The organism is Pseudomonas sp. PAMC 25886 (assembly GCF_000242655.1).
Taxonomy (GTDB): domain Bacteria; phylum Pseudomonadota; class Gammaproteobacteria; order Pseudomonadales; family Pseudomonadaceae; genus Aquipseudomonas.
The window spans coordinates 112,471-138,041 of record NZ_AHHC01000063.1 but is presented as its reverse complement, the minus strand read 5'-3'; the positions used below and the strand labels follow the sequence as shown (position 1 = coordinate 138,041).

The window sequence follows — 25,571 nt, the reverse complement described above, 5'->3', positions numbered from 1 at the left end:
TGCGGCATAGTCGCCGGGTTCTACCGTGCCCACATCAATAACAAGGAACAGCCGATGGCGACCTTACTGGTTCTTCACGGACCCAACCTGAACCTGCTCGGCACCCGCGAACCGGGCGTCTACGGGGCAGTGACCCTCGAACAGATCAACCTCGATCTGGAACGACGGGCACGTGATGCCGGCCACCATCTGCTCTACCTGCAAAGCAATGCCGAGTACGAACTGATTGATCGCATCCATGCCGCGCGCAGCGAAGGCGTGGACTTTATCCTGATCAATCCCGCCGCTTTTACGCACACAAGCGTTGCATTACGTGACGCGCTGCTGGCGGTGAGCATCCCATTCATCGAAGTGCATTTATCGAACGTGCACAAACGCGAACCTTTCCGCCATCACTCTTACTTCTCCGACGTTGCGGTAGGAGTGATCTGCGGCCTTGGCGCCAGCGGTTACCGACTGGCCCTGGAGGCCGCCCTGGAACAGCTTGAAGACACGGCCAAGCGCCCCTGACCGACCCTTTGGGAGTTGATGATTCATGGATATCCGTAAAGTTAAGAAACTGATCGAACTGCTGGAAGAATCCGGTATCGACGAGCTGGAGATCAAGGAAGGCGAGGAATCCGTACGGATCAGCCGTCACAGCAAGACCCCGGCCCAACAGTTCTACGCTCCACAGATGCAAGCGCCGGCTCCTGCCGCTGCGCCAGTGGCTGCTGCTCCGGTTGCGGCCGCTGCCGAAGCCCCTGCTGCACCTAAACTGAACGGTTTTGTGGTCAAGTCGCCAATGGTCGGTACCTTCTACCGCACCCCGGCGCCTACTTCGCCAGCCTTTGTTGAAGTCGGCGCCACCGTGAAAGTGGGCGACACCATCTGCATCGTTGAAGCGATGAAGATGATGAACCACATCACGGCTGAAAAAGCCGGCGTCATCGAATCCATCCTGGTAGAAAACGGTCAGCCGGTTGAGTACGACCAGCCGCTGTTCACCATCGTTTGAACCGCGGAGCGCCTTCGATGTTGAAACCTGCGAAGAAACTGCAAAAAGTCCTGATCGCCAACCGCGGCGAGATCGCGCTGCGTATCCTGCGCGCCTGTAAGGAAGAGGGCATCAAGACCGTCGCTGTTTACTCGACGGCCGATACCGAATTGATGCACGTGAAACTGGCGGACGAAAGCATCTGCATCGGCCCGCCACTGGCCACGAACTCGTACCTGAAAGTCTCGAACATCATCGCTGCCGCTGAAGTCACCGGCGCGGATGGTATTCACCCGGGCTACGGCTTCCTCGCGGAAAACGCCGATTTCGCCGAACAGGTTGAGAAATCCGGGTTTGCCTTCATCGGCCCGAAAGCCGAAACCATTCGCCTGATGGGTGACAAGGTCTCGGCCAAGGACGCCATGATCGCTGCCGGCGTACCTACCGTTCCAGGTTCCGACGGCCCGCTGCCTGAAGACGAGGCCACCGCCCTGCGCATTGGTCGCGAAGTCGGTTACCCGGTGATCATCAAGGCCGCCGGTGGCGGCGGTGGTCGCGGCATGCGCGTGGTACACAAGGAAGAAGACCTGATCGAAGCCGCCAAGCAGACTCGCTCCGAAGCGGGCGCCTGGTTCGGCAACCCGATGGTCTACCTGGAAAAGTACCTGACCAACCCACGTCACGTGGAAGTGCAGGTACTGTCCGACGGCCAGGGCCACGCCATCCACCTGGGCGACCGCGATTGCTCGTTGCAACGTCGTCACCAGAAGGTACTGGAAGAAGCTCCGGCACCGGGCCTGGACGAGACCGCTCGCCAGGAAGTACTGGCTCGCTGCGTCAAGGCGTGCATCGACATCAACTACCGTGGCGCGGGCACCTTCGAGTTCCTGTACGAGAACGGTCGCTTCTACTTCATCGAGATGAACACTCGTGTGCAGGTAGAGCACCCGGTTTCGGAAATGGTCACCGGTATCGACATCGTCAAGGAAATGCTGAGCATCGCCGCTGGCAACAAGCTGTCGTTTACCCAGGATGATGTGAAGATCCACGGCCACTCCCTGGAGTGCCGGATCAACGCCGAAGACCCGAAAACCTTTATCCCAAGCCCTGGCCTGGTCAAGCATTTCCACGCGCCCGGCGGCAACGGCGTACGTGTGGATTCGCACCTGTACAGCGGCTACAAGGTTCCGTCCAACTACGACTCGCTGATCGGCAAGCTGATCACCTGGGGCGCCACCCGCGACGAGGCCATGGCCCGTATGCGTAACGCCCTGGACGAAATCGTGGTAGACGGCATCAAGACCAACATCCCGTTGCATCGGGATCTGGTTCGCGATGAAGGCTTCTGCGAAGGTGGTGTGAACATTCACTACCTGGAACACAAGCTGGCTAATCAGTAAGCGAAGTGATCCACCCAACAAAGCCGCCTTCGGGCGGCTTTGTTGTTTGTGGGATACAAAAAACACCTTAAAACCCTGTGGGAGCTGGCTTGCCTGCGATAGCGGTGGATCAGTGAGGTAATACTCCGCTGACACTGCGCTATCGCAGGCAAGCCAGCTCCCACATTTGGGCTGCGTGCAGTCAGTGGTGTCGTCTTCTGCCCGCCGCTCGCGTAAACTGGCGCGCTTTCGCAGCCCTACCCCCGCTGCACACTCATTTTTTCAAAGGTGCCCGCCATGCCTTGGCTGCAAGTCCGTCTCGCCATCAGCCCAGAACAAGCCGAAACCTACGAAGACGCGTTCCTCGAAGTGGGCGCCGTGTCGGTGACCTTCATGGACGCCGAAGACCAGCCGATTTTCGAGCCCGAGCTCAACACCACCCCGCTGTGGTCCCACACCCATCTGCTGGCCCTGTTCGAAGACGGCACCGATGCCGCCAGCGTCCTGGCCCACATGGAACTGCTCACCGGTGGCCCGCTGCCGGAGCATCACAGCGAAATCATCGAAGACCAGGACTGGGAACGCAGCTGGATGGACAACTTCCAGCCGATGCGCTTTGGCCAGCGCCTGTGGATCGTGCCGAGCTGGCACGCCGCCCCCGAGCCTGACGCGGTGAACCTGCTGCTGGACCCGGGCCTGGCGTTCGGCACCGGTACTCACCCGACGACCGCCCTGTGCCTGGAATGGCTCGACGGCCAGGACCTGCAAGACTGCAACGTGCTGGACTTCGGCTGCGGCTCGGGGATCCTGGCAATCGCTGCCCTGCTCTTGGGCGCCAAGGAAGCCGTCGGTACTGACATCGACGTGCAAGCCCTGGAAGCCTCCCGCGATAACGCCGGGCGCAATAACATCGCCGAAGAAAAATTCCCGCTGTACCTGCCGGAGCAATTGCCCCAGGTGAAGGCTGACGTGCTGGTGGCCAATATCCTGGCCGGGCCGCTGGTTTCCCTGGCGCCGCAGCTGTCGAGCCTGGTCAAGCCGGGCGGGCGCCTGGCGCTGTCGGGCATCCTCGCCGAACAGGGTGAAGACGTTGCCGCCGCCTACGCCCAGGATTTCGAGCTGGACCCGATCGCCAACCGCGACGGCTGGGTACGCATCAGCGGTCGTCGGCGCTAGAATGAGCGCCTGCATGAATCGGATGGCCGCATGACCGACAGTTTCGTCACCCAGTGCCCACATTGCCAAGCGCGCTTTCGCGTCAGCCATGCTCAATTGAGCGTGGCCCGTGGAGTGGTGCGCTGTGGCTCGTGCCTGCAAGTGTTCAATGCCGCGCGCCAACTGCTGGAGCAGCGCGCCAGTGCGCCCGCGCCCCAGCCGCCGGCAGCAACCGAACCGCCACCCGAAGCACCGCGGGCAATCAGCCAGAAGCAATGGACCGCCGAAGAGCTGGACCTGGATAACCTGGACCTCGACGAAGAACTGGCCAAGCTGGAACGTCGCGAGATTCAACACACCCAACCCGTGGGTGCAGACCGTCGCCAACACGGTTCCGACCGTCGGCAAAAGGAAGACTCCCTCAGCGCCAGCCGCGACACGGCCAAAGCCGAGGAAGAGCAATGGGCCGCCAGCCTGTTCAGCGAGCCGCGGGACGATCGGGCGCAAGCCCCGCAACCGGACGATGAACCTCAACCGGCCAAGGCAACCCCCGGCAAACCCAAGCGCACCGAGCCTTCGATGTCGCTTGAAGCGATCGAGCCGGACGACGAGCCGCCGCTGCACGCAGGCATCGCCGATGAAGCACTCGACCCGCCGGTAACCGCCGAACCCGTCGAACCGGAACCCGAACACCCCGAACGCCCGCAGCCCAAGCGCAAGCGCCCTCGCTCCGGGGCCAGCGCGCACGACGACATGCTGCAGGACCTGGAAGACGACCCGCTGCACCTGTATTCCCAGAAGCGCTCCTCCGGCTGGGGCCGCCGCCTGTTCTGGGGCCTGTTGGTGCTATTGGCCGCCGCCGGCCTGGCGGGACAATACGTCGCCTACCAATTTGACGACCTGGCACGCCAGGACGCCTATCGCCCGTGGTTCCAGGAACTGTGCCCGAAACTGGGCTGCACCGTGCCATCACGGGTCGATATCGCCCACATCAAGAGCAGCAACCTGGTGGTGCGCAGCCACCCGGAGTTCGCCGGCGCCCTGGTGGTAGACGCGATCATCTATAACCGCGCGACATTTTCCCAACCGTTCCCGTTGCTGGAGCTACGCTTTGCCGACATGAACGGGAATATGATCGCCAGTCGTCGTTTCAAACCCGCCGAGTACCTCAGCGGTGAGCTGGCAGGCCAGACCGAGATGCCCTCCCAGACGCCGATCCACATTGCCCTGGACATCCTCGACCCGGGCAACAAAGCGGTGAATTACAGCCTGAGCTTCCACTCTCCCGAGTGATCCGGCTCATGGGCCGGGGTTTGACGGCAGATTATTGACTGCACCGCGTTTGACCAAACCCGTGGCGATAAGAAAATAACTGCTCAGATTTTATCCAATTCAGCCTTTATCCAGTCATCGAGAGCGGGTATCATGCCAACCCTTTTTCGAACTCTAATGATCCGGCCCCACAACAGGGAAGTCCTATGTCGGCGGTACGCATCGGCCCATACACATTGCACAACGGCTTGATCCTCGCCCCGATGGCGGGGGTCACCGACCAGCCCTTTCGTCAGCTTTGCAAGCGTTTGGGCGCAGGGCTTGTAGTCTCGGAAATGGTCACCAGCGACATGAGCTTGTGGAACACCCGCAAATCGCGGATGCGCATGATCCACGAAGGTGATCCCGAGCCCCGCTCGGTACAGATCGCCGGCGGTGATGCGCAAATGCTGGCGGATGCGGCCCGGGCCAACGTGGAGTTGGGGGCGCAGATTATTGATATCAACATGGGTTGCCCGGCCAAGAAGGTCTGCAACAAGGCCGCAGGCTCTGCCCTGTTGAAGGATGAGCAGTTGGTGAGCGAGATCCTGCATGCCGTTGTCGCTGCAGTGGATGTGCCGGTCACCCTGAAGATCCGCACCGGTTGGGACCGGGACAACAAGAATGGCCTGACGGTGGCGAAGATCGCCGAGCAGGCGGGCATTACAGCGCTGGCGGTGCATGGCCGCACCCGCGCCGACCTTTACACCGGTGAAGCCGAGTACGACACCATTGCCGCGATCAAGCAGGCGGTGTCGATTCCCGTCTTTGCCAACGGCGACATCGATTCAGCCGAGAAAGCCCGGCGCGTGTTGCACGCGACCGGTGCCGATGGCCTGTTGATTGGCCGGGCTGCCCAGGGGCGGCCGTGGATTTTTCGTGAGATCGAGCATTTTCTGCGTACCGGCGAAGTGTTGCCGGCACCGGAGCTGATCGAGGTGGAACGTATTCTGCTAGAGCATCTGGCCGCCCTGCACGCCTTCTATGGAGACGTGATGGGAGTACGCATTGCTCGCAAGCATGTGGGCTGGTATCTCGCAACCTTGCCGGGCGCCAGGGAGTTTCGCGCCCACTTCAATCGTTTGGATGATACGGAAGCACAGTGCGCCAACGTTCGTGAGTTCTTCTGCGAGCGTTACAAGAGCCTGGTGACAGGGGACGGAGAAGGGGTGGCCGCATGACGATGATGACCGAGACTTTAGTGAGTGGAACAACACCCGTGAGCGACAACGTCAATTTGAAACAGCACCTCAACACGCCGAGCGAAGAAGGCCAGACCCTTCGCGGGAGTGTCGAGAAGGCGCTGCACAATTATTTCGCCCACCTTGAGGGCGCTGCCGTCACGGACGTGTACAACCTGGTGCTCTCCGAAGTCGAAGCGCCGTTGCTCGAAAGCGTAATGAACTACGTCAAGGGCAACCAGACCAAGGCCAGTGAGCTGCTCGGTCTGAACCGTGGCACGCTGCGCAAGAAACTCAAGCAGTACGATTTGCTGTAAGCATTCAATCAAACCAGAAAGGCGCCCGCGTAAAAACGGTCGCCTTTTTTGCTGACTCCTTTGCTTTTGATGGAAATTGAAATGACCGACCAGACTACCCGCCTGCCGATCCGCCGTGCCTTGATCAGTGTCTCCGACAAGACCGGGATCCTCGAATTTGCCCGGGAGCTGGAAGCCCTGGGCGTGGAGATTCTCTCCACCGGCGGGACCTTCAAACTGCTGCAGGACAACGGCGTGGCCGCAGTGGAAGTGGCGGACTACACCGGTTTCGCAGAAATGATGGACGGTCGGGTCAAGACCCTGCACCCGAAAATCCACGGCGGGATCCTCGGTCGTCGCGGTATCGACGACGCCATCATGACCGAGCACGGCATCAAGCCGATCGACCTGGTGGCCGTTAACCTCTACCCGTTCGAAGCCACCATCAACAAGCCAGGCTGCGACCTGCCGACCGCCATCGAAAACATCGATATCGGCGGCCCGACCATGGTTCGCTCCGCAGCAAAAAACCACAAAGACGTGGCCATCGTGGTGAACGCCAGCGATTACGCCAACGTGCTGGAAAGCCTGAAAGCCGGCGGCCTGACCTACGCCCAGCGCTTCGACCTGATGCTCAAGGCCTTCGAACACACCGCTGCCTACGACGGCATGATCGCCAACTACATGGGCACCGTGAACCAGGCGGCTGAAACCCTCAGCACTGAAGGTCGCAGCCAATTCCCGCGCACCTTCAACAGCCAGTTCATCAAGGCCCAGGAAATGCGCTACGGCGAGAACCCGCACCAGAGCGCGGCGTTCTACGTGGAAGCCAAGCCTGCCGAAGTCGGCATCGCCACTGCAACCCAACTGCAAGGCAAAGAGCTTTCCTACAACAACGTGGCCGACACCGACGCCGCGCTGGAATGTGTGAAGAGCTTCGTCAAGCCAGCCTGCGTGATCGTCAAGCACGCCAACCCGTGCGGCGTGGCCGTGAGCCCGGACGCTGAAGGCGGCATCCGCCAGGCGTACGAGCTGGCCTACGCCACCGACACCGAGTCGGCCTTCGGCGGCATCATCGCCTTCAACCGTGAGCTGGACGCCGAGACCGCCAAGGCGATCGTTGAGCGTCAGTTCGTTGAAGTGATCATTGCCCCGTCCGTGAGCGACGAAGCCCGCGCCATCGTGGCTGCCAAGGCCAATGTGCGCCTGTTGGCCTGCGGCGAGTGGTCGGCCGAGCGTGCCGCTGCCTGGGACTACAAGCGCGTCAACGGCGGCTTGCTGGTACAGAGCCGCGACATCGGCATGATCGGCAGTGCCGACCTGAAAGTGGTCACCAAGCGCGCCCCGACCGAACAGGAAATCAACGACCTGATCTTCGCCTGGAAAGTCGCCAAATACGTTAAATCCAACGCCATCGTCTACGCCAAGAACCGCCAGACCATCGGTGTCGGCGCCGGCCAGATGAGCCGTGTGAACTCGGCGCGTATCGCTGCGATCAAGGCCGAACATGCCGGCCTGCAAGTGCAGGGCTCGGTGATGGCGTCCGACGCTTTCTTCCCGTTCCGTGATGGCCTCGACAACGCCGCAAAAGCTGGCGTGACTGCAGTAATCCAGCCAGGCGGCTCGATGCGTGACGCAGAAGTGATTGCAGCGGCTGATGAAGCCGGCATCGCCATGGTGTTTACCGGCATGCGCCACTTCCGCCACTAACAGAATTCGAGGTTTTTGAAATGAATGTTTTGATCATTGGCAGCGGTGGCCGTGAACACGCCCTGGCCTGGAAAGTTGCCCAGGACCCGCGCGTCCAGAAAGTGTTCGTTGCCCCCGGCAACGCCGGCACCGCCATTGAAGCCAAGTGCGAAAACGTCGCCATCGACGTGTTGGCCCTTGAGCAACTGGCAGACTTTGCCGAGAAAAACGTTTCCCTGACCATCGTCGGTCCGGAAGTGCCGCTGGTGGCCGGCGTTGTGGACCTGTTCCGCAGCCGCGGCCTGGACTGCTTCGGCCCTACTGCCGGTGCTGCCCAGTTGGAAGGCTCGAAAGCCTTCACCAAGGATTTCCTGGCGCGCCACAAGATCCCGACCGCCGACTACCAGAACTTCACCGAGATCGAGCCGGCCCTGGCTTACCTGCGTGAGGTCGGTGCACCGATCGTGATCAAGGCCGACGGCCTGGCCGCCGGTAAAGGCGTGATCGTCGCAATGACCCTGGCCGAAGCCGAAGACGCCGTGCGCGACATGCTCGCCGGCAATGCTTTCGGTGAAGCCGGTTCGCGCGTCGTCATCGAAGAGTTCCTCGACGGCGAAGAAGCCAGCTTCATCGTGATGGTCGACGGCAAGAACGTGCTGCCGATGGCCACGAGCCAAGACCACAAACGCGTGGGCGACGGCGACAGCGGCCCGAACACCGGCGGCATGGGTGCCTACTCCCCGGCCCCAGTGGTCACCGCCGACGTGCACAAACGCGTGATGGACCTGGTGATCTGGCCCACCGTTCGCGGCATGGCGGACGAAGGCAACGTGTACACCGGTTTCCTGTACGCCGGCTTGATGATCGACAAGGCCGGCAACCCGAAAGTCATCGAGTTCAACTGCCGCTTCGGCGACCCGGAAACCCAGCCGGTAATGCTGCGCCTGCAGTCGAGCCTGGTGTTGCTGGTGGAAGCTGCGCTGGCCCAGGCCCTGGACAAGGTCGAAGCCCAATGGGACCCGCGCCCAAGCGTCGGCATCGTGCTGGCCGCCGGCGGCTACCCGGCCGACTACGCCAAGGGCGATGTGATTGAAGGTCTGGACGCGGCTGCTACGCTGGAAGGCAAGGTGTTCCACGCGGGCACCGCGCTCAAGGATGGCATGGTGGTCACCGCCGGTGGTCGCGTATTGTGCGCAACCGCCATGGGCAGCAGCGTAGATGCCGCCCAGCAACAGGCTTACAAGCTGGCGGCAAAGATCGACTGGAAGGGCTGCTTCTACCGCACCGACATTGGCTACCGCGCCATTGCCCGTGAGCGTGGCGAAAGTCAGTAAACAGCTATCCGTTCGGTTAGGCAGGGGCCCTTGGCCCTTGCCCTACTCTTGTGGCCCCGCGCATAGTTATACCCATGCATCAACCTACGAAGGGATTTCGCCGTGCGCTGGCTCAGGATCGCCATAGGTTTCACTGTCAGTCTGCTGACCTTGCTCTGCTTGCTTCCGGCCCAGGCCGCCGCACAAGGCAGTGGCTGGGCGGTATTGCTTGATGAACAGGCCGATCTGCAACTGAGCGATATCCGCTCGCCCCGCTACATCAATCAATTCAGCCCCATCGAACTGGACCGGATTACCGCCGCGCAACCGGACGGTGCGTTGTGGGTGCGCTTCAGGCTGCAACCCGGCAAGCACGAGCAAGTGCTGCGGGTATTCGCCCCCGACCTGTCTCACCTGAACCTGTACGTGCTCGACGGCGACACCCTGGTGGAGCAGCAAGCCACCGGTACCCGCCAGCCCCAGGCCGAGCGCCCGCTGCCCAGCAGCGACTTCATGCTGCCGATGCCCCAAAGCCAAAAGCCGCTGGACGTGTACCTGCGCATGGTCTCGGAACACGAACTGCGCCCCTACATCACCCTGGAGCCCGCCGTACTGGCCGCGGCCAACCAGAACCAGACACTGATCTACGGGCTGCTGTTCGGCTGCCTGGTGATGCTGATCCTGCACAACCTGACCCGCTACGCTTACCATCGCTCCCGCAGCAGCCTGTGGCTCGCCGCCTGCGAAGTGCTGTTGATGCTCAGCCTGGCGCTGTTGCTCAACGTGGTGGGGCCGTGGCTGCCGAACTGGCACGCGGTACAAACCCCCGGCGCCTACCTCGCCCTGCTGCTGACCGCACCGTGCGGGCTGATGTTCGCCTACCGTTTTTTTGCCCCCCTGGGCCCGCACCCGCTGAACAAGCTGTTGATGGCCGACATCCTGCTGATCGTCCTGGTCGGGCTGTTGCTGCTGTTCGTCAATACGCTGCCCCTGAACATCATCACCTACGCCCTGGTGGCGCTGGCCGGCCTGAGCATGCTGTTCGTCTCGGCCTATCACTGGCAAAAAGGTTATCGCCCGGCGCGGCTGTTCATGGTGGCGATGGTGATCTTCAACATTGGCACGCTGATCATCCTGCCCGCGTTGCTGGGCCTGACACTGGTGGCGCCCCAAGGCTTGATCGTCACCCTGCTCGGCTTTATCTGCCTCAGCGGCTTGTTGATGAGCCTGGCGCTGGGCGAACGCCAGCGCGCAATCACCGAAGACAACTTCAGCCTCAGCCGCGACCTGGCGGCCAGCAATGCCGAAATCGCCGCCAAGGCCGAGTTCCTGGCGAAGATCAGCCACGAAATCCGCACCCCCATGAACGGTGTGCTGGGCATGACCGAACTGCTGCTGGGCACGCCGCTGTCGGTCAAGCAGCGGGACTATGTGCAAACCATTCATAGCGCCGGCAATGAACTGCTCACCCTGATCAACGAGATTCTCGACATCTCCAAGCTGGAGTCCGGGCAGATCGAACTGGACGACGTGCAATTCGACCTCAATGCGCTGATCGAAGACTGCCTGAGTATTTTCCGCGCCAAGGCCGAACAGCAGAACGTCGAGCTGATCAGCTTTATCCAGCCACAAGTGCCACGGGTGATCAGCGGTGACCCGACGCGCCTGCGCCAGGCACTGTTGAGCCTGCTGGAAAACGCCCTGCAAAAAACCGACGAAGGCGAAGTGCTGATCGTCGTGGCACTGGACGAGCGCAGCAGCAAACCGCGCCTGCGCATCGCCGTGCAAGACAGCGGCCTGCCGATGGAACCCGCCGAGCGCGACGCCCTGCTGCACAGCGAGTTGCACAGCAAGAACTTCCTGTCTGCCACCCGCTTGAGCGGCCATCTGGGCCTGGTCATCGCCCGCCAGTTGATCCTGTTGATGAACGGCGAGTTCGGCATCAAGAGCGGTAGCCAACAGGGCAGCACGCTGTGGCTGACCTTGCCGCTGGACCCGGAACGCCTGGAGCATCCGACCTCCGACCTCGACGGCCCGCTCAAGGGTGCACGCGTGCTGGTGGTGGACGACAACGACACCTGCCGCAAAGTGCTGGTGCAACAATGCACGGCCTGGGGCCTGAACGTGAGCGCCGTGCCGTCGGGCAAGGAAGCCTTGGCCCTGCTGCGCACCAAGGCGCACCTGCGGGACTATTTCGACGTGGTGCTGCTGGACCAGAACATGCCTGGCATGACCGGCATGCAGCTGGCGGCGAAGATCAAGGAAGACCCGAGCCTGAACCACGACATCTTGCTGATCATGCTCACCGGCATCAGCAATGCGCCGAGCAAGATCATCGCGCGCAACTGCGGGATCAAGCGCATCCTCGCCAAGCCCGTGGCCGGTTATACCCTCAAGACCACGCTCGCCGACGAACTGACCCAACGCAGCAAGGGCACCGTGCAGCCTCGCCAGCCGGCGATCAGCGCCCCCGTTCCCGTGACGGTGCCGAGTGATTTCAAGATCCTGGTGGCGGAAGACAACAGCATCTCCACCAAGGTGATTCGCGGCATGCTCGGCAAGCTCAACCTGCAGCCCGACACCGCGAGCAACGGCGAAGAAGCCCTGCAGGCGATGAAGACCCAGCGCTACGACCTGGTGTTGATGGACTGTGAAATGCCGATCCTCGATGGCTTCTCCGCCACCCAGCAACTGCGGGCATGGGAAGTCAGCAACCAGCGGATTCGCACGCCGATCGTGGCGCTGACGGCGCACATTCTTTCAGAGCATAAAGAGCGTGCACGCCAGGCCGGGATGGACGGGCACATGGCCAAGCCGGTGGAGTTATCGCAGTTGCGTGAGCTGGTGGAGTATTGGGTGGCGCAGCGCCAACAGCGACCGGAACACGCCCCTACCTGACCTGAAACAGGATATCCCTGTGGGAGCTGGCTTGCCTGCTCCCACAATTGTTCCGTGGCGCCTGATAGACTCCCCACACGTCCCCGCCGCGAGCCCGCGCCCATGCTCCATGTGCTATTCAGCGTTTACCTGAAGATGCTGGTGCTCTACAGCCCCTTCTTCGTGCTCTCCTGCTTTATCAGCCTGACCCGCGGTTACTCCAGCAAGGAGCGGCGGCGCCTGGCCTGGAAAGTGGCCCTCGCCACCCTGGTCTCGAGCGTGTTGCTCTACCTGTTCGGCCGGGTGATCTTCAGCGTATTCGGCATCACCGTCGACGCCTTCCGCATCGGCGCCGGCAGTGTGCTGTTTATCTCGGCCCTGGGCATGGCCCAAGGCAAGTCGGCGGTGCAGACCGACAACGTACAGCAGGACGTGACCATCGTGCCGCTGACCATCCCCCTGACCGTCGGCCCCGGCACCATCGGTGCGCTGCTGGTGATGGGCGTCAGCCAGCCGCATTGGGACGACAAGATCACTGCCATCCTCAGCATTGCCCTGGCCAGCCTGACGGTAGGCGTGGTGCTGTACCTGTCCAACCGAATCGAACGCATCCTCGGCGACCAGGGCTTGCAAATTGTCAGCCGGTTGATGGGGCTGTTTGTGTGTGCCCTGGCCGCGCAAATCATCTTTACCGGCGTACGCGGTTACCTGGTGCCGTAGATCAAATCCTGTATTTGGCGATAGCCAGCCGGACCTTGTCCCCTGCGCTGTCCCGCAGCAGTTGAAGCGTGGCTTCGTTGACCACCGAGCTGTTCAGCACCAGGCAGGTACGACCACTGAAGGCTTCAACGGAGCCACTGTCCCATTCCAGAAACGGCACGCCCACCTGCTTGCTGACACCGTGGGAACTGTAGGTCACCAACACCATCGAGACTTCCCCCGCCGTTTCCGAGCAGGACGCCAAGCCGAAATCACCACCGTCGTGGGTCGTGGTATTTCGTTTGAACAACTCGAATGAGGCCGGGAGCTGCTTCAAGGCCTCCACTGCATCACCCACCCGCTTGGGCAGCGCGCTGATCAACGGCCCCGACAAGAACGTCGAAGCCACCGTGGCCGCCACCAGATTCAGCGCCGCCAACTGCACCGACAACCCTTTGCGGGTCGTGTACACCCGCTCAAAACTGCTCCTGACCGGGATCCAGCCCAGGCTGATCATCACCTTGATAAATTCGTCGTACCAGGCCTCCGTTCCCCGTGCGATGCGCAACACATCGCTGACGTAGCTGCTCGCCAGCAGATAACTCTTGCGGGTGTATTCCTTGTTGAGGCTCGTCATGCCGTCCACAAACGACATGACACTGTTGTTCACCACCGCCGCATTCAACCCATCATCCCCCTCGGGCCTCACCGGCGGGACCCACCCGGACGACGGGCCGGACGCCCCCGGAAGCCGGTAAGCGGCAATCAGCTTCCTGCGTTTTGCACTGTTGATCCGTCTGTTATTTCGCTCCATAGCCATTCTCCAGAACCCCCAACATGGGGCTTAACGCCAACACTAGTCGAGTTGCCGGGGATTTTGAGTTACTGGAAATGGACGACAAAACGCGCTGCAGCACGCAGGAAAAACCACCCCGGGCGGCGGCGCCGAATAAACGCTGGGGATGAACCGGCGGCGTGGAAAGGCTCGGTGTTTTTCTTCAGCCGGTAGAGAAAGGTACGACTCGACCCGATGCAAAAAACATTCGGCAAGCAGACCTTTCTTCCATCACCTGAGAGCTTTTTCAAGGCGACCCCATGGCGGGGCCACCGTTTTTCAGGAGGCCGGTTTCTCGCCGTACCAACGTGGCGTGTACACCCACTCGCCACCACCGGCCCGGGGGAATACACAGGTGGTGGACGAGCCGATCAGCACCATGGTGCGCATGTCCACTTGCTCCGGGGTCAGTTGCCCCAGGGTCGTGACGCGCAAGGTCTGGCCCGGGCGGCCAATATCGCGGCCCAACACCACTGGCGTCTCGGCCGTGCGGTGCTGCGCGACGATCTCCAGGGCGCGCCCCAACTGCCAGGGCCGCGCACGGGAAATCGGGTTGTAGAACGCCAACGCCAGGTCGGCCTGGGACGCAAGGTCCAGGCGCTTCTCGATGATCGCCCAGGGCTTGAGGTTGTCCGACAGCGACATCACGCAGAAGTCATGCCCCAACGGCGCACCCGCCTGGGCCGCCGTGGCGAGGGATGCCGACACGCCCGGCAGGATCTCCAGGTCGACCTGATGCCAGGCCGGGTTGCCGGATTCGTGCAGGGCTTCGATCACCGCGGCGGCCATGGCGAATACGCCCGGGTCACCCGAAGACACCACCACCACCGAACGCCCTTGCGCCGCCAGCTCAAAGGCGTGACGAGCGCGCTGCATTTCTTCGCGGTTATCGGTGCAATGCTGGATCTGGTCCGGGCGGAATGGCCCGGCCATGCGCACGTAGGTTTCGTAACCCAGCACATCGGTGCAGCGGGTCAGCTCGGCCTTCACGGCGGGCACCATCAGCTCGGCAGCGCCGGGGCCCAGGCCGATGACCGCCAGGCGACCACGGGGGCGACCGATCTGGGACAGGTCCAGAGGTGCCTCGGACACCGTGATCGCAATGTCCGCTGGCGTCTCCAAACCGGCGAAGCGCAATGGCACGCCCAACTCCAATGCCGCTTCATGCAACGACGAATCGGCCATCTCGGTTTCAGCTGCCAGCAAACACGCCAGGGACTGCACGGCGAGCCCTGCGTCCTGCAACGCCGCACGAATGCGGCCGGCCAATTGCGGCCCCGGCTGGCAGGTGACCAACACGTTCTTCGGGTAAATCAGCAGTTCATTAGCCGCAGGCGTGCGCTCGGCGCTGCCCACATGAATCGCCAGACGCGCTTGCTGATCCTGCGGCAAGTTGGCCTGATCCAGCCACGGTGCCGCGCCTTCGATACGCACCGACTCGCCCGCCAGCAAGTCCGACACAAAGCGCTTGCCCAGCTCCAAGTCCCCCAACTGATAACCGCTGGGCGGATTAAGCAGGCAGGTGCCAAAACGCAGCTCGCCGCTGGTGGTGATCGCAGCGGCAACGCCCAAGGCGGCGGCAATTTCCCGCGCCAGTACGTTCACACCACCGAGGCCGCCGAGCAGCGGCACCACGGCGCTGCCGTCTTCGGCGACCGCGAGCACGGCAGGCTCCACGCCTTTCTCCAACAGCAGCGGCGCCAGCGTGCGGATCACAATCCCGGCGGCGCACAACGCAATGATCGGCGTGCCCTGTTGATACAACTGGCGCACGGCAGCGCCGAATTCGGTGTAGGGCTGGTCTGCGCCCTCGACCCGTCCGGCCAGGCCGTGGATCAACGCGTCGGGATACACCTGCTGGATAGCCCGGGCCGTGGCGAGGCTGCCCTGCCCCAGGATGACAATCGCGGGAGCCGTCATCAGCCTTGCCACCTTTCGCCGGGAACAATGATCAGCGAGAAGTACGGCGAGGACGTTGGATCGACCTGGTCCAGGGCGACGATTTTCTGATTGGCCATGGTCGCGCGCTCGACGTACAACGCCCGGCTCGCCAACCCCAACTCTTCTAATACCTGGCGCACCTTGGTGAAGTTGCGCCCCAGCTTCATGATCACCGCCGCATCGGCATCCGCCAGGCGACGTTTGAGTTCGTCATGGGGCAATACGCCGGAAAGCACCGACAGGCTCTGGTTGCGGTACACCAACGGCGCGCCCAGCACAGAGGCGCCACCGAGCATCGAGCACACGCCCGGGATCACCTGGGCTTCGTAACGCTCGGCCAGGCGGTCGTGCAAATACATGTAGGAACCGTAGAAGAACGGGTCGCCTTCGCAGATCACTGCCACGTCGCGCCCGGCATCCAGGTGCGCCGCCACGTCGACACTGGCGGTGTCGTAGAAATCGCTGATCACTTGTTCGTAGGACAACGGCGCCGGCAATACTTCCGTGGTCACCGGGTACACCAGCGGCATCAGGGTTTGCTGGGGCACCAGATGGTCTTCGATGATGCCGAAGGCGTTGCCCTTCTTGCCTTTGGCCACGAAGTACGCCACCACCGGCGATTCGCGCAGCAGGCGCAGGGCTTTCAGGGTAATCAGTTCCGGGTCGCCGGGGCCTACGCCCAGGCCAATCAAACGTCCGCGTGCCGGCATTATTCGACCTCCGTGGCCAAGGCGTTCACCGCGGCGGCGGCCATCGCACTGCCGCCCAGGCGGCCCTGCATGATCACGAACGGTACGCCACGGCTGTCTGCAGCCAGCATGGCCTTGGATTCGGCGGCGCCGACAAAACCCACCGGGAAACCGAGGATCAGCGCGGGTTTTGGCGCGCCGGCGTCGAGCATTTCCAGCAGGTAGAACAAGGCAGTCGGCGCATTGCCGATCACCACCACGCTGCCTTCCAGGTGCGGGCGCCACAGTTCCAGGGCGGCGGCGGAACGGGTGTTGCCCAGCTCGCGGGCCAACTCCGGCACGCTGTCATCGCGCAATGTGCAGATCACCTGATTGTTGGCCGGCAGGCGCGTACGGGTCACGCCTTCGGAGACCATCCGCGCATCACACAGGATCGGCGCGCCAGCGGCCAGGGCTTCGCGCCCGGCCTTGCCCGCGCCCTCGGAAAATTGCAGGCCGTCGATGGCGTCGACCATGCCGCAAGCATGAATCACCCGCACGGCGAGTTTTTCCAGGTCGGCAGGAATGCGATCCAGCTTGGCTTCTGCGCGAATGATCGCGAAGGAGTTGCGATAGATCTCCTGACCGTCGCGGATGTAATCAATCATCGGTGTTGCTCCGTGGGTGGGCGCGCAACACGGCGCCCGCCGCTTCAATAGAAAGAGTGCGCGCGTGCAGACGGCCGAAGCCGGGCAGGCCTGCGTCGCGAAAATAGAGGTCGTAGTGGCCGGGGCTCACGGCCAGCAACGTGACCGGCGCGGTGTGTGCGGCAGCGCAGGAACGCGGGCAGCCGGACACATGCACACTGTGGCCGGGGGCAAGCGTCGCCAGTTGCAGGGCGTCGGCCTTGGTATCGGACAGGCCTTTGGCGCAACCGCTGGAACCGGTGCAGGCGATCAGGCGCGCCAGGGGTTGGTCCACTGAACACAGAAAGCCAAGCTGTTCGAGGCGTTCGGTCACAGCCGCCGCATCCCGGATATTGGGCAGTAGCAGGCCTTGCCAGGGCGTGACGCGCAGGGTGGCGTCGCCATGGTCGACGGCCAGTTGCGCGGCGCCCCTGAGCATCGCCGAATTCAGGCGGCCCAAAGGGGCGACGGCGGCGACGTAGCACCGATTTTTTTGGCGCTGTGGATAACTTCCCAGGTGCAGCGGCGCGGGGTTTTCGCGGCGTGAGAAGCCGTCGACAGGCTGCAACGGCAGGTCTATTTGCCCCAGAAAGTTATCCACAGACGTTTCGGCCAGCAGGTGCCGCATGCGGGTGTGTTCGGGCCGGGCCAGCTCAAGGAACAACTCCAGCACCGCCACCACCAGTGCATGCCCCTGCGCCAAAGGCACCGCCGCCAGGGGTGCGTCCTGTGCCGGGCAGCCTGCCAGGCCGAACGCCAATAGCGTCTGGCCATTGGCGTTGAAGGCCGACAACCAGAGGTCGTGGTGGTGTTCGAGCATCGCCAGGGCCTCACCGCCGTCCAGCTGCACGGCGAACTTGGCCGACAACCCATGGAAACGCGGGTGGGTTTCCAGGGTAGCGAGAATCTCGTCCGCCAACGGCCGGGTATCGAACAGCATGTCGCGGTCGATGCCGGCGCTGGGGCTGAGCATCAGGTTGCGCACATCATCCCCGGCGGCGCTACGGGGGCCCAGGTCGGCGGCCAGCAAGGCCGCGATCAATGCGTCCGGTTCGGCGCCGATCCCGCGAATCTGCAGGTTGGCGCGGTTGGTCGCCTCGATCACCCCGCCGGCATAGGCCCGGGCCGCGTCGGCCACGGCAAACGCCTGCTCGGCGCGGATCGAACCGCCCGCCAGTTTGATCCGGCAAATCCCGCCATCCAACGCCTGGACAATACGCAGCAACCCCGGACAAGCCGAGGGGCGCAAGGTATTGGACAGTGGTGGTGGTTTCACAGGGCTACCGGTTCACGGGTAAAGGCGCGGTATTATGCCTGCTTTGTCCGGCGGCATGAAAAGCCTGCCCGTCGGATGTCGTTCAAGGAATTCATATGTCGCCCTGGCTGACGGTAGTAGGCATCGGTGAAGACGGCTTCAAGGGCCTGGGCAGAAACGCCCGGCATGCCCTGTTGCGCGCCTCGAGAATTGTAGGCGGCCAACGTCAGTTGGACCTGTTGCCGGTGTGTATCCGTGGCGAGCGCCAGTTGTGGCCCAGCCCGTTTTCCCTGGAGCCGGTGCTGGCGCGCCGGGGTGAGGCGGTGTGCGTGCTGGCCAGCGGCGACCCCATGTTCTATGGCGTGGGCGCGAGCCTGGCTCGGCAGATTCCGGCCGACGAACTGCTGATTTTGCCAGCGCCCTCTTCCGTGTCGCTGGCAGCAGCGAGGTTGGGCTGGCCGTTGCAGGACGTGGTCACGCTGTCGGTGGTTGCCCGGCCATTGGCGGCGCTGAATGCTCACCTCGCTACCGGCGTGCGTTTGCTGGTGCTGAGCAATGACGGCCAGAGCCCGGCGGCTATCGCGGCGCAATTGGCCGAGCGCGGGTTTGGCGAAAGTCGCCTGAGCGTGTTTGAACACCTCGGCGGGCCGGATGAGCGGCGCATCGATAGCATCGCCCGGGATTGGCCGGGCGAGCCGATTGCCGCGTTGAATCTGGTGGCTATCGACTGCGTGGCCGACGCCAGTACACAGCACCTGTCACGCCTGGCAGGGCTACCGGACTCGGCCTTCAAGCACGACGGCCAACTGACCAAGCGCGACGTGCGCGCCATGACCCTCGCCCGCCTCGCGCCGATGCCCGGCGAACTGCTGTGGGACGTGGGCGCGGGCAGCGGCTCCATCGGGATCGAATGGATGCGCGCTTACCCCAGCTGCCGCGCCCTGGCCATCGAGGCCGATGAAGGCCGGCAACTGTTGATCGAACACAACCGTGACGCCCTCGGCGTTCCCGGCCTGCAACTGATTCGCGGCACCGCGCCCCACGCACTCGCAGGCCTGGAAGCGCCGGACGCGATCTTCATCGGCGGCGGCGTCACCCGCGACGGCGTGCTCGACACCTGCTGGCACCACCTGCGCCCCGGCGGCCGGCTGGTTGCCAACGCGGTGACCCTGCAAAGCGAAATGACCCTGATGGCCTGGCGCGAACAACACGGCGGCGAGCTGACCCGCATTCATGTGGCCCAGGCCCAGCCGCTGGGGGATTTCGATACCTGGCGCCAGGCACTGCCGATCACCTTGCTGGAAGTGATCAAGCCGCTATGAAACGCATCCTGCTATTGGGCGGCGTGACGGAAGCCCTGGCCATCGCCCGTACACTGGGCCCCGAGCATATCTACAGCCTGGCGGGTGTGGGGCGGGTGCCTACCGATCTCACCTGTCAGGTACGGGTTGGCGGGTACGGCGGCGCTGAAGGCCTGGCGCAGTTTATTCGCGATGAAGGCATCGAACTGGTGCTGGACGCGACCCATCCGTATGCCGCGCAGATCAGCGCCAATGCTGCCCGCGCCGCTGGTTTGTGCGGCGTAGCCTGCTGGGCCCTGCGCCGCCCGGCATGGCAGCCACAGGCCGGTGATGACTGGCGCGAGGTGAGTGACTGGGCCGAGCTGATCGAAGCCCTCAAGCCCTTCAAGCGACCGCTGTTCACGCTGGGCCGGGAGCCGCTGCAACACCTGCACGAAATCCCCGCTGAACAGTTCTGGACGCTGCGCGCACTGGACGTGTACCCCAGCAATCAACGCTGCGAAGTGATTGGCGCCCGTGGGCCGTTTTTGATCGAGGATGAGCGGGCGTTGTTTGAGCGGCGGCAGATTGATGTGCTGATCAGCAAGAACAGCGGCAGCACGGCTACCGAGCCGAAGCTGGAAGTGGCACGGGAGCGGGGGGTGCCGGTGTTGGTTTTGAGGCGGCCGGTGTTGGCGCAGGTGGATATGGAGTTCACGACAGTCAACTCGGTACTGGAAGCATTCCAGTCTGTATGACGCAACACGAAACAAAGGTGGGAGCTGGCTTGCCTGCGATACAGACGACGCGGTCGTTCAGATACACCGCGGCGATGCCATCGCAGGCAAGCCAGCTCCCACACTGATCTGCGTCGGTCAGTCAGTTCCTCGCGGCGGCTGTCTGTCCAGCACCTTCGTGCACCCGATCAGCCAGCAACTCCGCCAGTTCGATCAACTGAGCAACGCCCAGCAATTCCTCTCGCTTCGATCCTTCCAGGCTAAACGCCAAGTCGCAACTCAGCGCGTTGGCCGAGGCAAGTGTTTCGATGAGGTTGATCAACAAGTCTTCGGTGCTGATTCCGTCGGTTACGGTGAACAGCCGAAAAGGGGGATTGGGGGTAGGTTTAATCATTGTGAAGCTCCTAAGGGAAGTGGAGCTGCCACTGATCGCCGCGACGCGATGGAGGGTGGCAGCTGTGCGCAGGTTCGCGGACCGGTCCCTAGGCAACCCGGCATACCCGAAGGTATCCCGCGCACAGCCGCCATAGCGCCGCACAGTAGACGATAAAAAAGCGCCAACTGAAAGCAGACGATGGCGCTTAGCGCCTATAGGGATCCGGGCCGCGACGCCCGCCCGCTGAGTTTGCAGCGGTGTACGGAGACTAGAGATTGAGTTTCCCAAGGACAACCGCCAATCGCTGTCGGAAATTTCTGTGGAAGGCCGCCACATTCGAATCGGGCACAATCCAAACTGTGGGAGCTGGCTTGCCTGCGATAGCATCACCTCAAACCAGCAGGAAGACCGAGTCGCCGGTATCGCAAGGTGCAATGACCTCGTAGGAAAACGCCTCAATCATCGACATCCTTTTGACAACCCCGCTTTAAAAACCGATTCGCCTTACAACCCCCTCCGAACCAGCCGGCTGGTTCAGCCAAAAGCCCTCGCCCTAAGCTCCCCTCTCGCAGTTTTGCACCAGAGTCTGCGATGGGGATGCACTGCTTTTGCGGCGCATCGTGACTTGTCATTCTGTATCCCAAGGAATACGATCAAAGATGATTCACTTCAAGAAATCCGAGCATTTCCTGGAGTGGCTTGATTCGTTAAACAATAAACCGGCCCGTGCACGCGTACTGGCAAGGTTGGATAACGCACAATCAGGTAACTTCGGAGACTGTGAAACAGTAGGAAATGGCGTTTCGGAAATGCGCATCCACTACGGCCCTGGATACCGGGTTTATTTCACTCGTAGAGAGGAGGTGGTTTACCTGTTGTTGATAGGCGGCGATAAATCAACGCAGAAACGCGATATCCAGCGCGCTAAGCAAATTGCAGCAGACTTTGAAAAAAAGGAGTAAGCCATGACTGAATTTACAGACTTCGACATAGCGGAGCACCTCAAGACTCCTGAAGATATGGCCGAGTATCTTGAAGCGTGCTTCGAGGAGGATACCGGTGACGGACTGCTTATTCGTTCAGCCCTCAACAACATCGCTCGCGCCCAAGGAATGACTCAAGTAGCCCGCGACGCCGGCCTCGGACGCGAAAGTTTATATAAAGCCCTCTCCAGCACTGGCAATCCCGAGTTCGCGACTATCATGAAGGTTATGAAAGCGCTCGGCCTGAAGCTGCACGCCACGGCTGATTGACAGCACTGCGACACCAAACCACACCGCCCCTTTTTACTTATCCCCCCCGATCAGGCTAAATACCCACCTGATCGATTAACCCTACGGATTGTCCGCCATGGCCCGTCAACGCTTTGCAATTGCCTGGATAGCCTGCCTTGCAGTGCTGTTCAATGCGTTTGCCATGCCGCTGGCGAGTGCGATGCAGCAGGCGGACGACCCGGTCAAGCAATTGCTGTGGGGCAGTTTCTGCTCCTCCAATGCCACCAAGCTGACGGCCATTGCCCTGGGCAAGCTGGAAATTCCAGCACCGCAGCAGGACGATCACTCCACCATGCAGCATTGCTGGTGCTGCTCCGGCTCGGCGCCATTAGTGGCGCTGCCGGGGCATTCGCCCACGCTGTATTTCGCACGATTCGACGCGGTGCAAGACCTGCCACCGCCGTCATTGCAATCCCCTGCCCCGCGCCAGCAATGGCCGAGCCTTAACCCCCGCGCCTCTCCAACGGTCTGATTTCTTCGCAAGTGAACTGCGTTTAGAACCGTTCTGGAGAACTGCCATGCTTAAATCTTCCCTGCTTCTGGCTGCGTTGTTGCTGCCGGTGTGTGCTGCTGCCAATGCCGAAGACTTCAAGGTCGGCGAACTGGTGGTCAGCGAACCCTGGTCCCAGGAGCTGCCGCCCAACGCGCCGACCGTCGCGGCGTATTTCGTGATTCATAACCAGGGCGAGCATGCGGATCGCCTGCTCAGCGTCGACACGCCCGTGGCCGCCAAGGCCGAGCTGCATGAGCATGTGATGCAGGGCGATCTGATGAAGATGCAGCAGGTGGCCAGCGTCGCGGTGCCGGCCAAAGGTGACCTGACGTTCGCGCCCATGGCCTACCACGTGATGCTGCTGGACCTGAAGGACCGCAGCGTATTGCGCGACGGCCAGCATTTCCCGCTGACCCTGAACTTCGAGAAAGCAGGACCCGTGAAGGTGGAAGTGTCGGTGCAGAAGCAACCGCCCATGGCCAGTCACGAGCACATGCACGCCCAGTAGATAAACCTTCGTGGGCGCCCCACGCGCCAGGTTGTCCCCACACCGCCGTAAGCCAATGAGCCTTATGCGCGGCAGCTGGATCAGCCTGTTCGCCATGCTGATGATCTTTATCGGTCCGCTGATTTCCCAAGCGATGCCGATGGATCATCACGCCGGTATGTCGATGGCAATGTCCATGGACGCCCCGAGCTGTCATGGCGATGCAAAGCCTGCCACCGACCACCACAAGGCCCCCGACGAGCACCACGTGCTTTGGGAAAAGTGCGGCTATTGCAGCCTGCTCTTCAGTTGCCCGGCGCTGCCTGGCAGCGTGTCGTTTGTCACCCTCGGCAGCCCGCCGCCCGCCAATGCCCTCACCCCCGCCCCACGCCTGGGCCATGCCCGGCAAACCGTGTTCCCCGGCGCCCGCAGCCGAGCCCCGCCCATCATCGCGTAAGCCCTTCACACCGTTACTTCACCCCGGCCGACTTTAGACAGACAGCCGCAGGCTGCTGGCCGTGTTGTTTACGAATGAATGATGGAATTTTTCATGTCCAGGTTTTCTGCTGACACCCGTTTGGGATGCACTCCCGTGTTCGCCGTTCTATGCGGCGCGCTGCTGGTTCCACAGGCCCATGCCGACGAGCACGCCGACCACAATGAACTGAGCCCGACGGTGATCACTGCGATCGCCCCCAGCTCCCCCCTGACCGTCGTCACCAACCCCAAGGACCCGCGCCAACCGGTGCCCGCCAGCGACGGCGGCGACTACCTCAAGACCATCCCCGGCTTCGCCCTGGTGCGCAACGGCGGCACCAATGGCGACCCGGTGCTTCGGGGCATGTTCGGCTCGCGCCTGAATATCCTCACCAACGGCAGCATGATGCTCGGTGCGTGTCCGGGGCGGATGGACGCGCCCACCTCCTATATCTCGCCGGAAACCTACGACAAGCTGACGGTGATCAAGGGCCCGCAAACCGTGCTCTGGGGCCCGGGCGCTTCGGCGGGCACAATCCTGTTCGAGCGCGGGCCCGAGCAGTTCGGCGAGCTGGGTACGCGGGTCAACGCGAGCATCCTGGCGGGCTCCAACGGGCGCTTCGATAAAGTCGTCGATGCGGCCGCCGGCGGGCCGTTGGGGTATGTGCGGGTGATCGGCAACCAAGCCCACGCCGATGACTACAAGGACGGCAACAACGACACCGTCGCCTCGCGCTACGACAAGTGGAACGGCGACGTGGCCGTGGGCTGGACCCCGGACGCCGACACCCTGCTGGAACTCACCGCCGGCCGTGGCGATGGCGAGGCCCGTTACGCCGGGCGCGGCATGGACGGTTCGCAGTTCTTGCGCGAAAGCCTCGGGCTGCGCTTCGAGAAATCCAACATCGGCGAGGTGCTGGACAAGGTCGAGGCGCAGGTCTACTACAACTACGCCGACCACGTGATGGACAACTACACCCTGCGCGTCCCGTCGGGCACCGGGATGATGGCCGGGCCCATGGCGGCCAACGTCGACCGCCGCACCCTCGGCGCCCGCATCAAGGCCACCTGGCGCTGGGCCGATGTGCAGTTGATCAGTGGCATTGATGCGCAAACCAACGAGCACCGCGAACGCAGCGCCATGGGCGTCGACACCTACAAGGACCTGCCCCGCAGCAAGGACGCCAACTTCCACAACTACGGCGTGTTCGGCGAACTGACCTGGTACGCCGCCGACCGCGACCGCCTGATCACCGGCGCCCGCGTCGACCGCGCCTCGGCCAAGGATTTCCGGCAAACCCTCAGCTCCGGGATGATGAGCAGCCCCAACCCCACCGCCGGCAACACCCGCGCCGATACGCTGCCATCGGGCTTTGTGCGCTATGAGCACGACCTGGCCGACAGCCCCACTACCCTGTACGCAGGGCTTGGGCACTCGGAGCGTTTTCCGGATTACTGGGAACTGTTTTCCCCCGACACCGGGGCAGCCGGAGCGGTGAATGCCTTCGACGGCGTGAAGCCCGAGAAAACCACCCAGCTGGATTTCGGCCTGCAATACAAGTCCGCCGACCTCGACGCCTGGGCTTCGGGCTACGTCGGCCAGGTGCGGGACTTCATCCTGTTCGACTACCAGCCGGGAATGATGGGCACCACCTCCCAGGCGCGCAATGTGGATGCGCGAATCATGGGCGGTGAATTGGGTGCGGCGTACAAGCTGACCTCACACTGGAAAGCCGACGCCACCTTCGCCTACGCCTGGGGCAAGAACACCAGCGACGGCAAACCGCTGCCGCAAATCCCGCCACTGGATGCACGCTTCGGGCTCACCTACAGCCAGGACGACTGGAGCGCCGGTGCCTTGTGGCGGGTGGTCGCGGCGCAAAACCGCATCGACCAGAACAAGGGCAACGTGGTCGGCAAGGACTTCGACAAGAGCTCGGGGTTTGGCGTGTTCTCGCTGAACGCGGCGTATCGCATCAACAAAAACTTCAAGGTCAGCACGGGCGTCGACAACCTGTTCGGCAAGGCGTACGCCGAGCACTTGAACCTGGCCGGCAATGCCGGGTTCGGCTACCCGGCCAATGACCCGCAAGCCATCAAGGAACCGGGGCGCACGCTCTGGACCAAGGTGGACATGAGTTTCTAAGAGCGTCGCAGGCAAGCCGGCTCCCACAGTTGAAATGCAT

25 protein-coding genes are annotated in these 25,571 nt (G+C 62.6%); 19 read left to right on the top strand and 6 right to left on the bottom strand.

Annotation, left to right across the window (positions count from 1 at the left end; translation table 11 throughout):
- Positions 1 to 54: 54 nt before the first annotated feature.
- From aroQ to MUM_RS0121680, 11 genes are all read left to right on the top strand, one after another.
- Entirely contained in the window at positions 55 to 510 is a 456-nt protein-coding gene (gene aroQ / locus MUM_RS0121730; RefSeq protein WP_003217307.1) for a type II 3-dehydroquinate dehydratase, read from the top strand.
- A 25-nt stretch (positions 511 to 535) separates the two neighbouring features.
- The gene (gene accB / locus MUM_RS0121725; protein ID WP_003217309.1) at positions 536 to 997 is read left to right on the top strand and encodes an acetyl-CoA carboxylase biotin carboxyl carrier protein; all 462 of its coding nucleotides are present in this window, start codon (positions 536 to 538) and stop codon (positions 995 to 997) included.
- 17 nt (positions 998 to 1,014) lie between these two features.
- Positions 1,015 to 2,376: an acetyl-CoA carboxylase biotin carboxylase subunit gene (accC, locus tag MUM_RS0121720; protein ID WP_010174033.1), complete on the top strand. Its 1,362-nt coding sequence runs from the start codon at positions 1,015 to 1,017 to the stop codon at positions 2,374 to 2,376.
- 276 nt (positions 2,377 to 2,652) lie between these two features.
- Positions 2,653 to 3,531 (top strand): 50S ribosomal protein L11 methyltransferase, encoded by an 879-nt coding sequence (gene prmA / locus MUM_RS0121715; protein WP_010174030.1) that lies wholly within the window; start codon positions 2,653 to 2,655, stop codon positions 3,529 to 3,531.
- A gap of 30 nt (positions 3,532 to 3,561) precedes the next feature.
- Positions 3,562 to 4,803 (top strand): DUF3426 domain-containing protein, encoded by a 1,242-nt coding sequence (locus tag MUM_RS0121710; RefSeq protein ID WP_010174027.1) that lies wholly within the window; start codon positions 3,562 to 3,564, stop codon positions 4,801 to 4,803.
- Positions 4,804 to 4,988: 185 nt separating this feature from the next.
- The gene (gene dusB, locus MUM_RS0121705) at positions 4,989 to 6,002 is read left to right on the top strand and encodes a tRNA dihydrouridine synthase DusB (RefSeq protein WP_010174025.1); all 1,014 of its coding nucleotides are present in this window, start codon (positions 4,989 to 4,991) and stop codon (positions 6,000 to 6,002) included.
- On the top strand, positions 5,999 to 6,319 hold the full coding sequence (fis, locus tag MUM_RS0121700) for a DNA-binding transcriptional regulator Fis (RefSeq protein ID WP_003186237.1): 321 nt from the start codon (positions 5,999 to 6,001) through the stop codon (positions 6,317 to 6,319). The genes dusB and fis overlap by 4 nt, the downstream gene beginning before the upstream one ends.
- Positions 6,320 to 6,400: 81 nt before the next feature.
- On the top strand, positions 6,401 to 8,008 hold the full coding sequence (gene purH, locus MUM_RS0121695) for a bifunctional phosphoribosylaminoimidazolecarboxamide formyltransferase/IMP cyclohydrolase (RefSeq protein WP_010174016.1): 1,608 nt from the start codon (positions 6,401 to 6,403) through the stop codon (positions 8,006 to 8,008).
- Between the two features lie 20 nt (positions 8,009 to 8,028).
- A complete protein-coding gene (gene purD / locus MUM_RS0121690) occupies positions 8,029 to 9,321 on the top strand; it encodes a phosphoribosylamine--glycine ligase (protein WP_010174014.1) in 1,293 nt (430 codons plus the stop codon).
- Between the two features lie 102 nt (positions 9,322 to 9,423).
- A complete protein-coding gene (locus tag MUM_RS0121685; protein ID WP_010174012.1) occupies positions 9,424 to 12,198 on the top strand; it encodes a hybrid sensor histidine kinase/response regulator in 2,775 nt (924 codons plus the stop codon).
- A 102-nt stretch (positions 12,199 to 12,300) separates the two neighbouring features.
- A complete protein-coding gene (locus MUM_RS0121680; protein WP_003217330.1) occupies positions 12,301 to 12,897 on the top strand; it encodes a MarC family protein in 597 nt (198 codons plus the stop codon).
- A 1-nt stretch (position 12,898) separates the two neighbouring features.
- Here MUM_RS0121680 and MUM_RS0121675 read toward each other — a convergent pair whose 3' ends face one another.
- From MUM_RS0121675 to cobG, 5 genes are all read right to left on the bottom strand, one after another.
- Entirely contained in the window at positions 12,899 to 13,690 is a 792-nt protein-coding gene (locus MUM_RS0121675) for a hypothetical protein (RefSeq protein ID WP_029616042.1), read from the bottom strand.
- A 300-nt stretch (positions 13,691 to 13,990) separates the two neighbouring features.
- Complete coding sequence (cobJ, locus tag MUM_RS0121670) at positions 13,991 to 15,631, bottom strand: precorrin-3B C(17)-methyltransferase (protein WP_010174008.1); 1,641 nt, start codon at positions 15,629 to 15,631, stop codon at positions 13,991 to 13,993.
- Positions 15,631 to 16,362 (bottom strand): precorrin-2 C(20)-methyltransferase, encoded by a 732-nt coding sequence (locus tag MUM_RS0121665; protein WP_003217336.1) that lies wholly within the window; start codon positions 16,360 to 16,362, stop codon positions 15,631 to 15,633. Before MUM_RS0121665 ends, cobJ begins: the two co-directional genes overlap by 1 nt.
- The gene (locus MUM_RS0121660) at positions 16,362 to 16,988 is read right to left on the bottom strand and encodes a precorrin-8X methylmutase (protein ID WP_010174005.1); all 627 of its coding nucleotides are present in this window, start codon (positions 16,986 to 16,988) and stop codon (positions 16,362 to 16,364) included. The genes MUM_RS0121665 and MUM_RS0121660 overlap by 1 nt, the downstream gene beginning before the upstream one ends.
- Positions 16,981 to 18,267, bottom strand: coding sequence for a precorrin-3B synthase (cobG, locus tag MUM_RS0121655; protein ID WP_337999227.1), 1,287 nt, complete (start codon positions 18,265 to 18,267; stop codon positions 16,981 to 16,983). Before cobG ends, MUM_RS0121660 begins: the two co-directional genes overlap by 8 nt.
- A gap of 110 nt (positions 18,268 to 18,377) precedes the next feature.
- Between cobG and MUM_RS0121650 the strand changes: the two genes are divergently transcribed.
- Together MUM_RS0121650 and MUM_RS0121645 are read left to right on the top strand one after the other, a co-directional pair.
- The gene (locus MUM_RS0121650) at positions 18,378 to 19,583 is read left to right on the top strand and encodes a bifunctional cobalt-precorrin-7 (C(5))-methyltransferase/cobalt-precorrin-6B (C(15))-methyltransferase (protein WP_010174001.1); all 1,206 of its coding nucleotides are present in this window, start codon (positions 18,378 to 18,380) and stop codon (positions 19,581 to 19,583) included.
- On the top strand, positions 19,580 to 20,299 hold the full coding sequence (locus tag MUM_RS0121645; protein WP_010173998.1) for a cobalt-precorrin-6A reductase: 720 nt from the start codon (positions 19,580 to 19,582) through the stop codon (positions 20,297 to 20,299). Before MUM_RS0121650 ends, MUM_RS0121645 begins: the two co-directional genes overlap by 4 nt.
- Before the next feature lie 121 nt (positions 20,300 to 20,420).
- Here the strand turns inward: MUM_RS0121645 and MUM_RS0121640 are convergent, their stop codons facing one another.
- Positions 20,421 to 20,672 carry a DUF6124 family protein gene (locus MUM_RS0121640; protein WP_010173996.1) on the bottom strand — a complete coding sequence of 84 codons (252 nt, stop codon included), beginning with the start codon at positions 20,670 to 20,672 and terminating at the stop codon, positions 20,421 to 20,423.
- 641 nt (positions 20,673 to 21,313) lie between these two features.
- On the opposite strand from MUM_RS0121640, the gene MUM_RS0121635 reads away from it, so the two are divergent.
- The 6 genes from MUM_RS0121635 to MUM_RS0121610 all read left to right on the top strand — a co-directional run bounded on the left by MUM_RS0121635 (position 21,314) and on the right by MUM_RS0121610 (position 25,531).
- The gene (locus MUM_RS0121635; RefSeq protein WP_010173995.1) at positions 21,314 to 21,616 is read left to right on the top strand and encodes a type II toxin-antitoxin system RelE/ParE family toxin; all 303 of its coding nucleotides are present in this window, start codon (positions 21,314 to 21,316) and stop codon (positions 21,614 to 21,616) included.
- Positions 21,617 to 21,619: 3 nt separating this feature from the next.
- The gene (locus MUM_RS0121630) at positions 21,620 to 21,907 is read left to right on the top strand and encodes an addiction module antidote protein (protein ID WP_010173992.1); all 288 of its coding nucleotides are present in this window, start codon (positions 21,620 to 21,622) and stop codon (positions 21,905 to 21,907) included.
- Between the two features lie 97 nt (positions 21,908 to 22,004).
- Positions 22,005 to 22,400: a DUF2946 domain-containing protein gene (locus tag MUM_RS0121625; protein WP_010173990.1), complete on the top strand. Its 396-nt coding sequence runs from the start codon at positions 22,005 to 22,007 to the stop codon at positions 22,398 to 22,400.
- 46 nt (positions 22,401 to 22,446) lie between these two features.
- Positions 22,447 to 22,929 (top strand): copper chaperone PCu(A)C, encoded by a 483-nt coding sequence (locus MUM_RS0121620; protein ID WP_010173988.1) that lies wholly within the window; start codon positions 22,447 to 22,449, stop codon positions 22,927 to 22,929.
- 64 nt (positions 22,930 to 22,993) lie between these two features.
- Positions 22,994 to 23,365, top strand: a complete 372-nt coding sequence (locus MUM_RS0121615; RefSeq protein ID WP_010173985.1) for a DUF2946 domain-containing protein — start codon at positions 22,994 to 22,996, stop codon at positions 23,363 to 23,365.
- A 78-nt stretch (positions 23,366 to 23,443) separates the two neighbouring features.
- Positions 23,444 to 25,531, top strand: a complete 2,088-nt coding sequence (locus tag MUM_RS0121610) for a TonB-dependent copper receptor (RefSeq protein ID WP_029616041.1) — start codon at positions 23,444 to 23,446, stop codon at positions 25,529 to 25,531.
- The last annotated feature ends 40 nt before the right edge of the window (positions 25,532 to 25,571 follow it).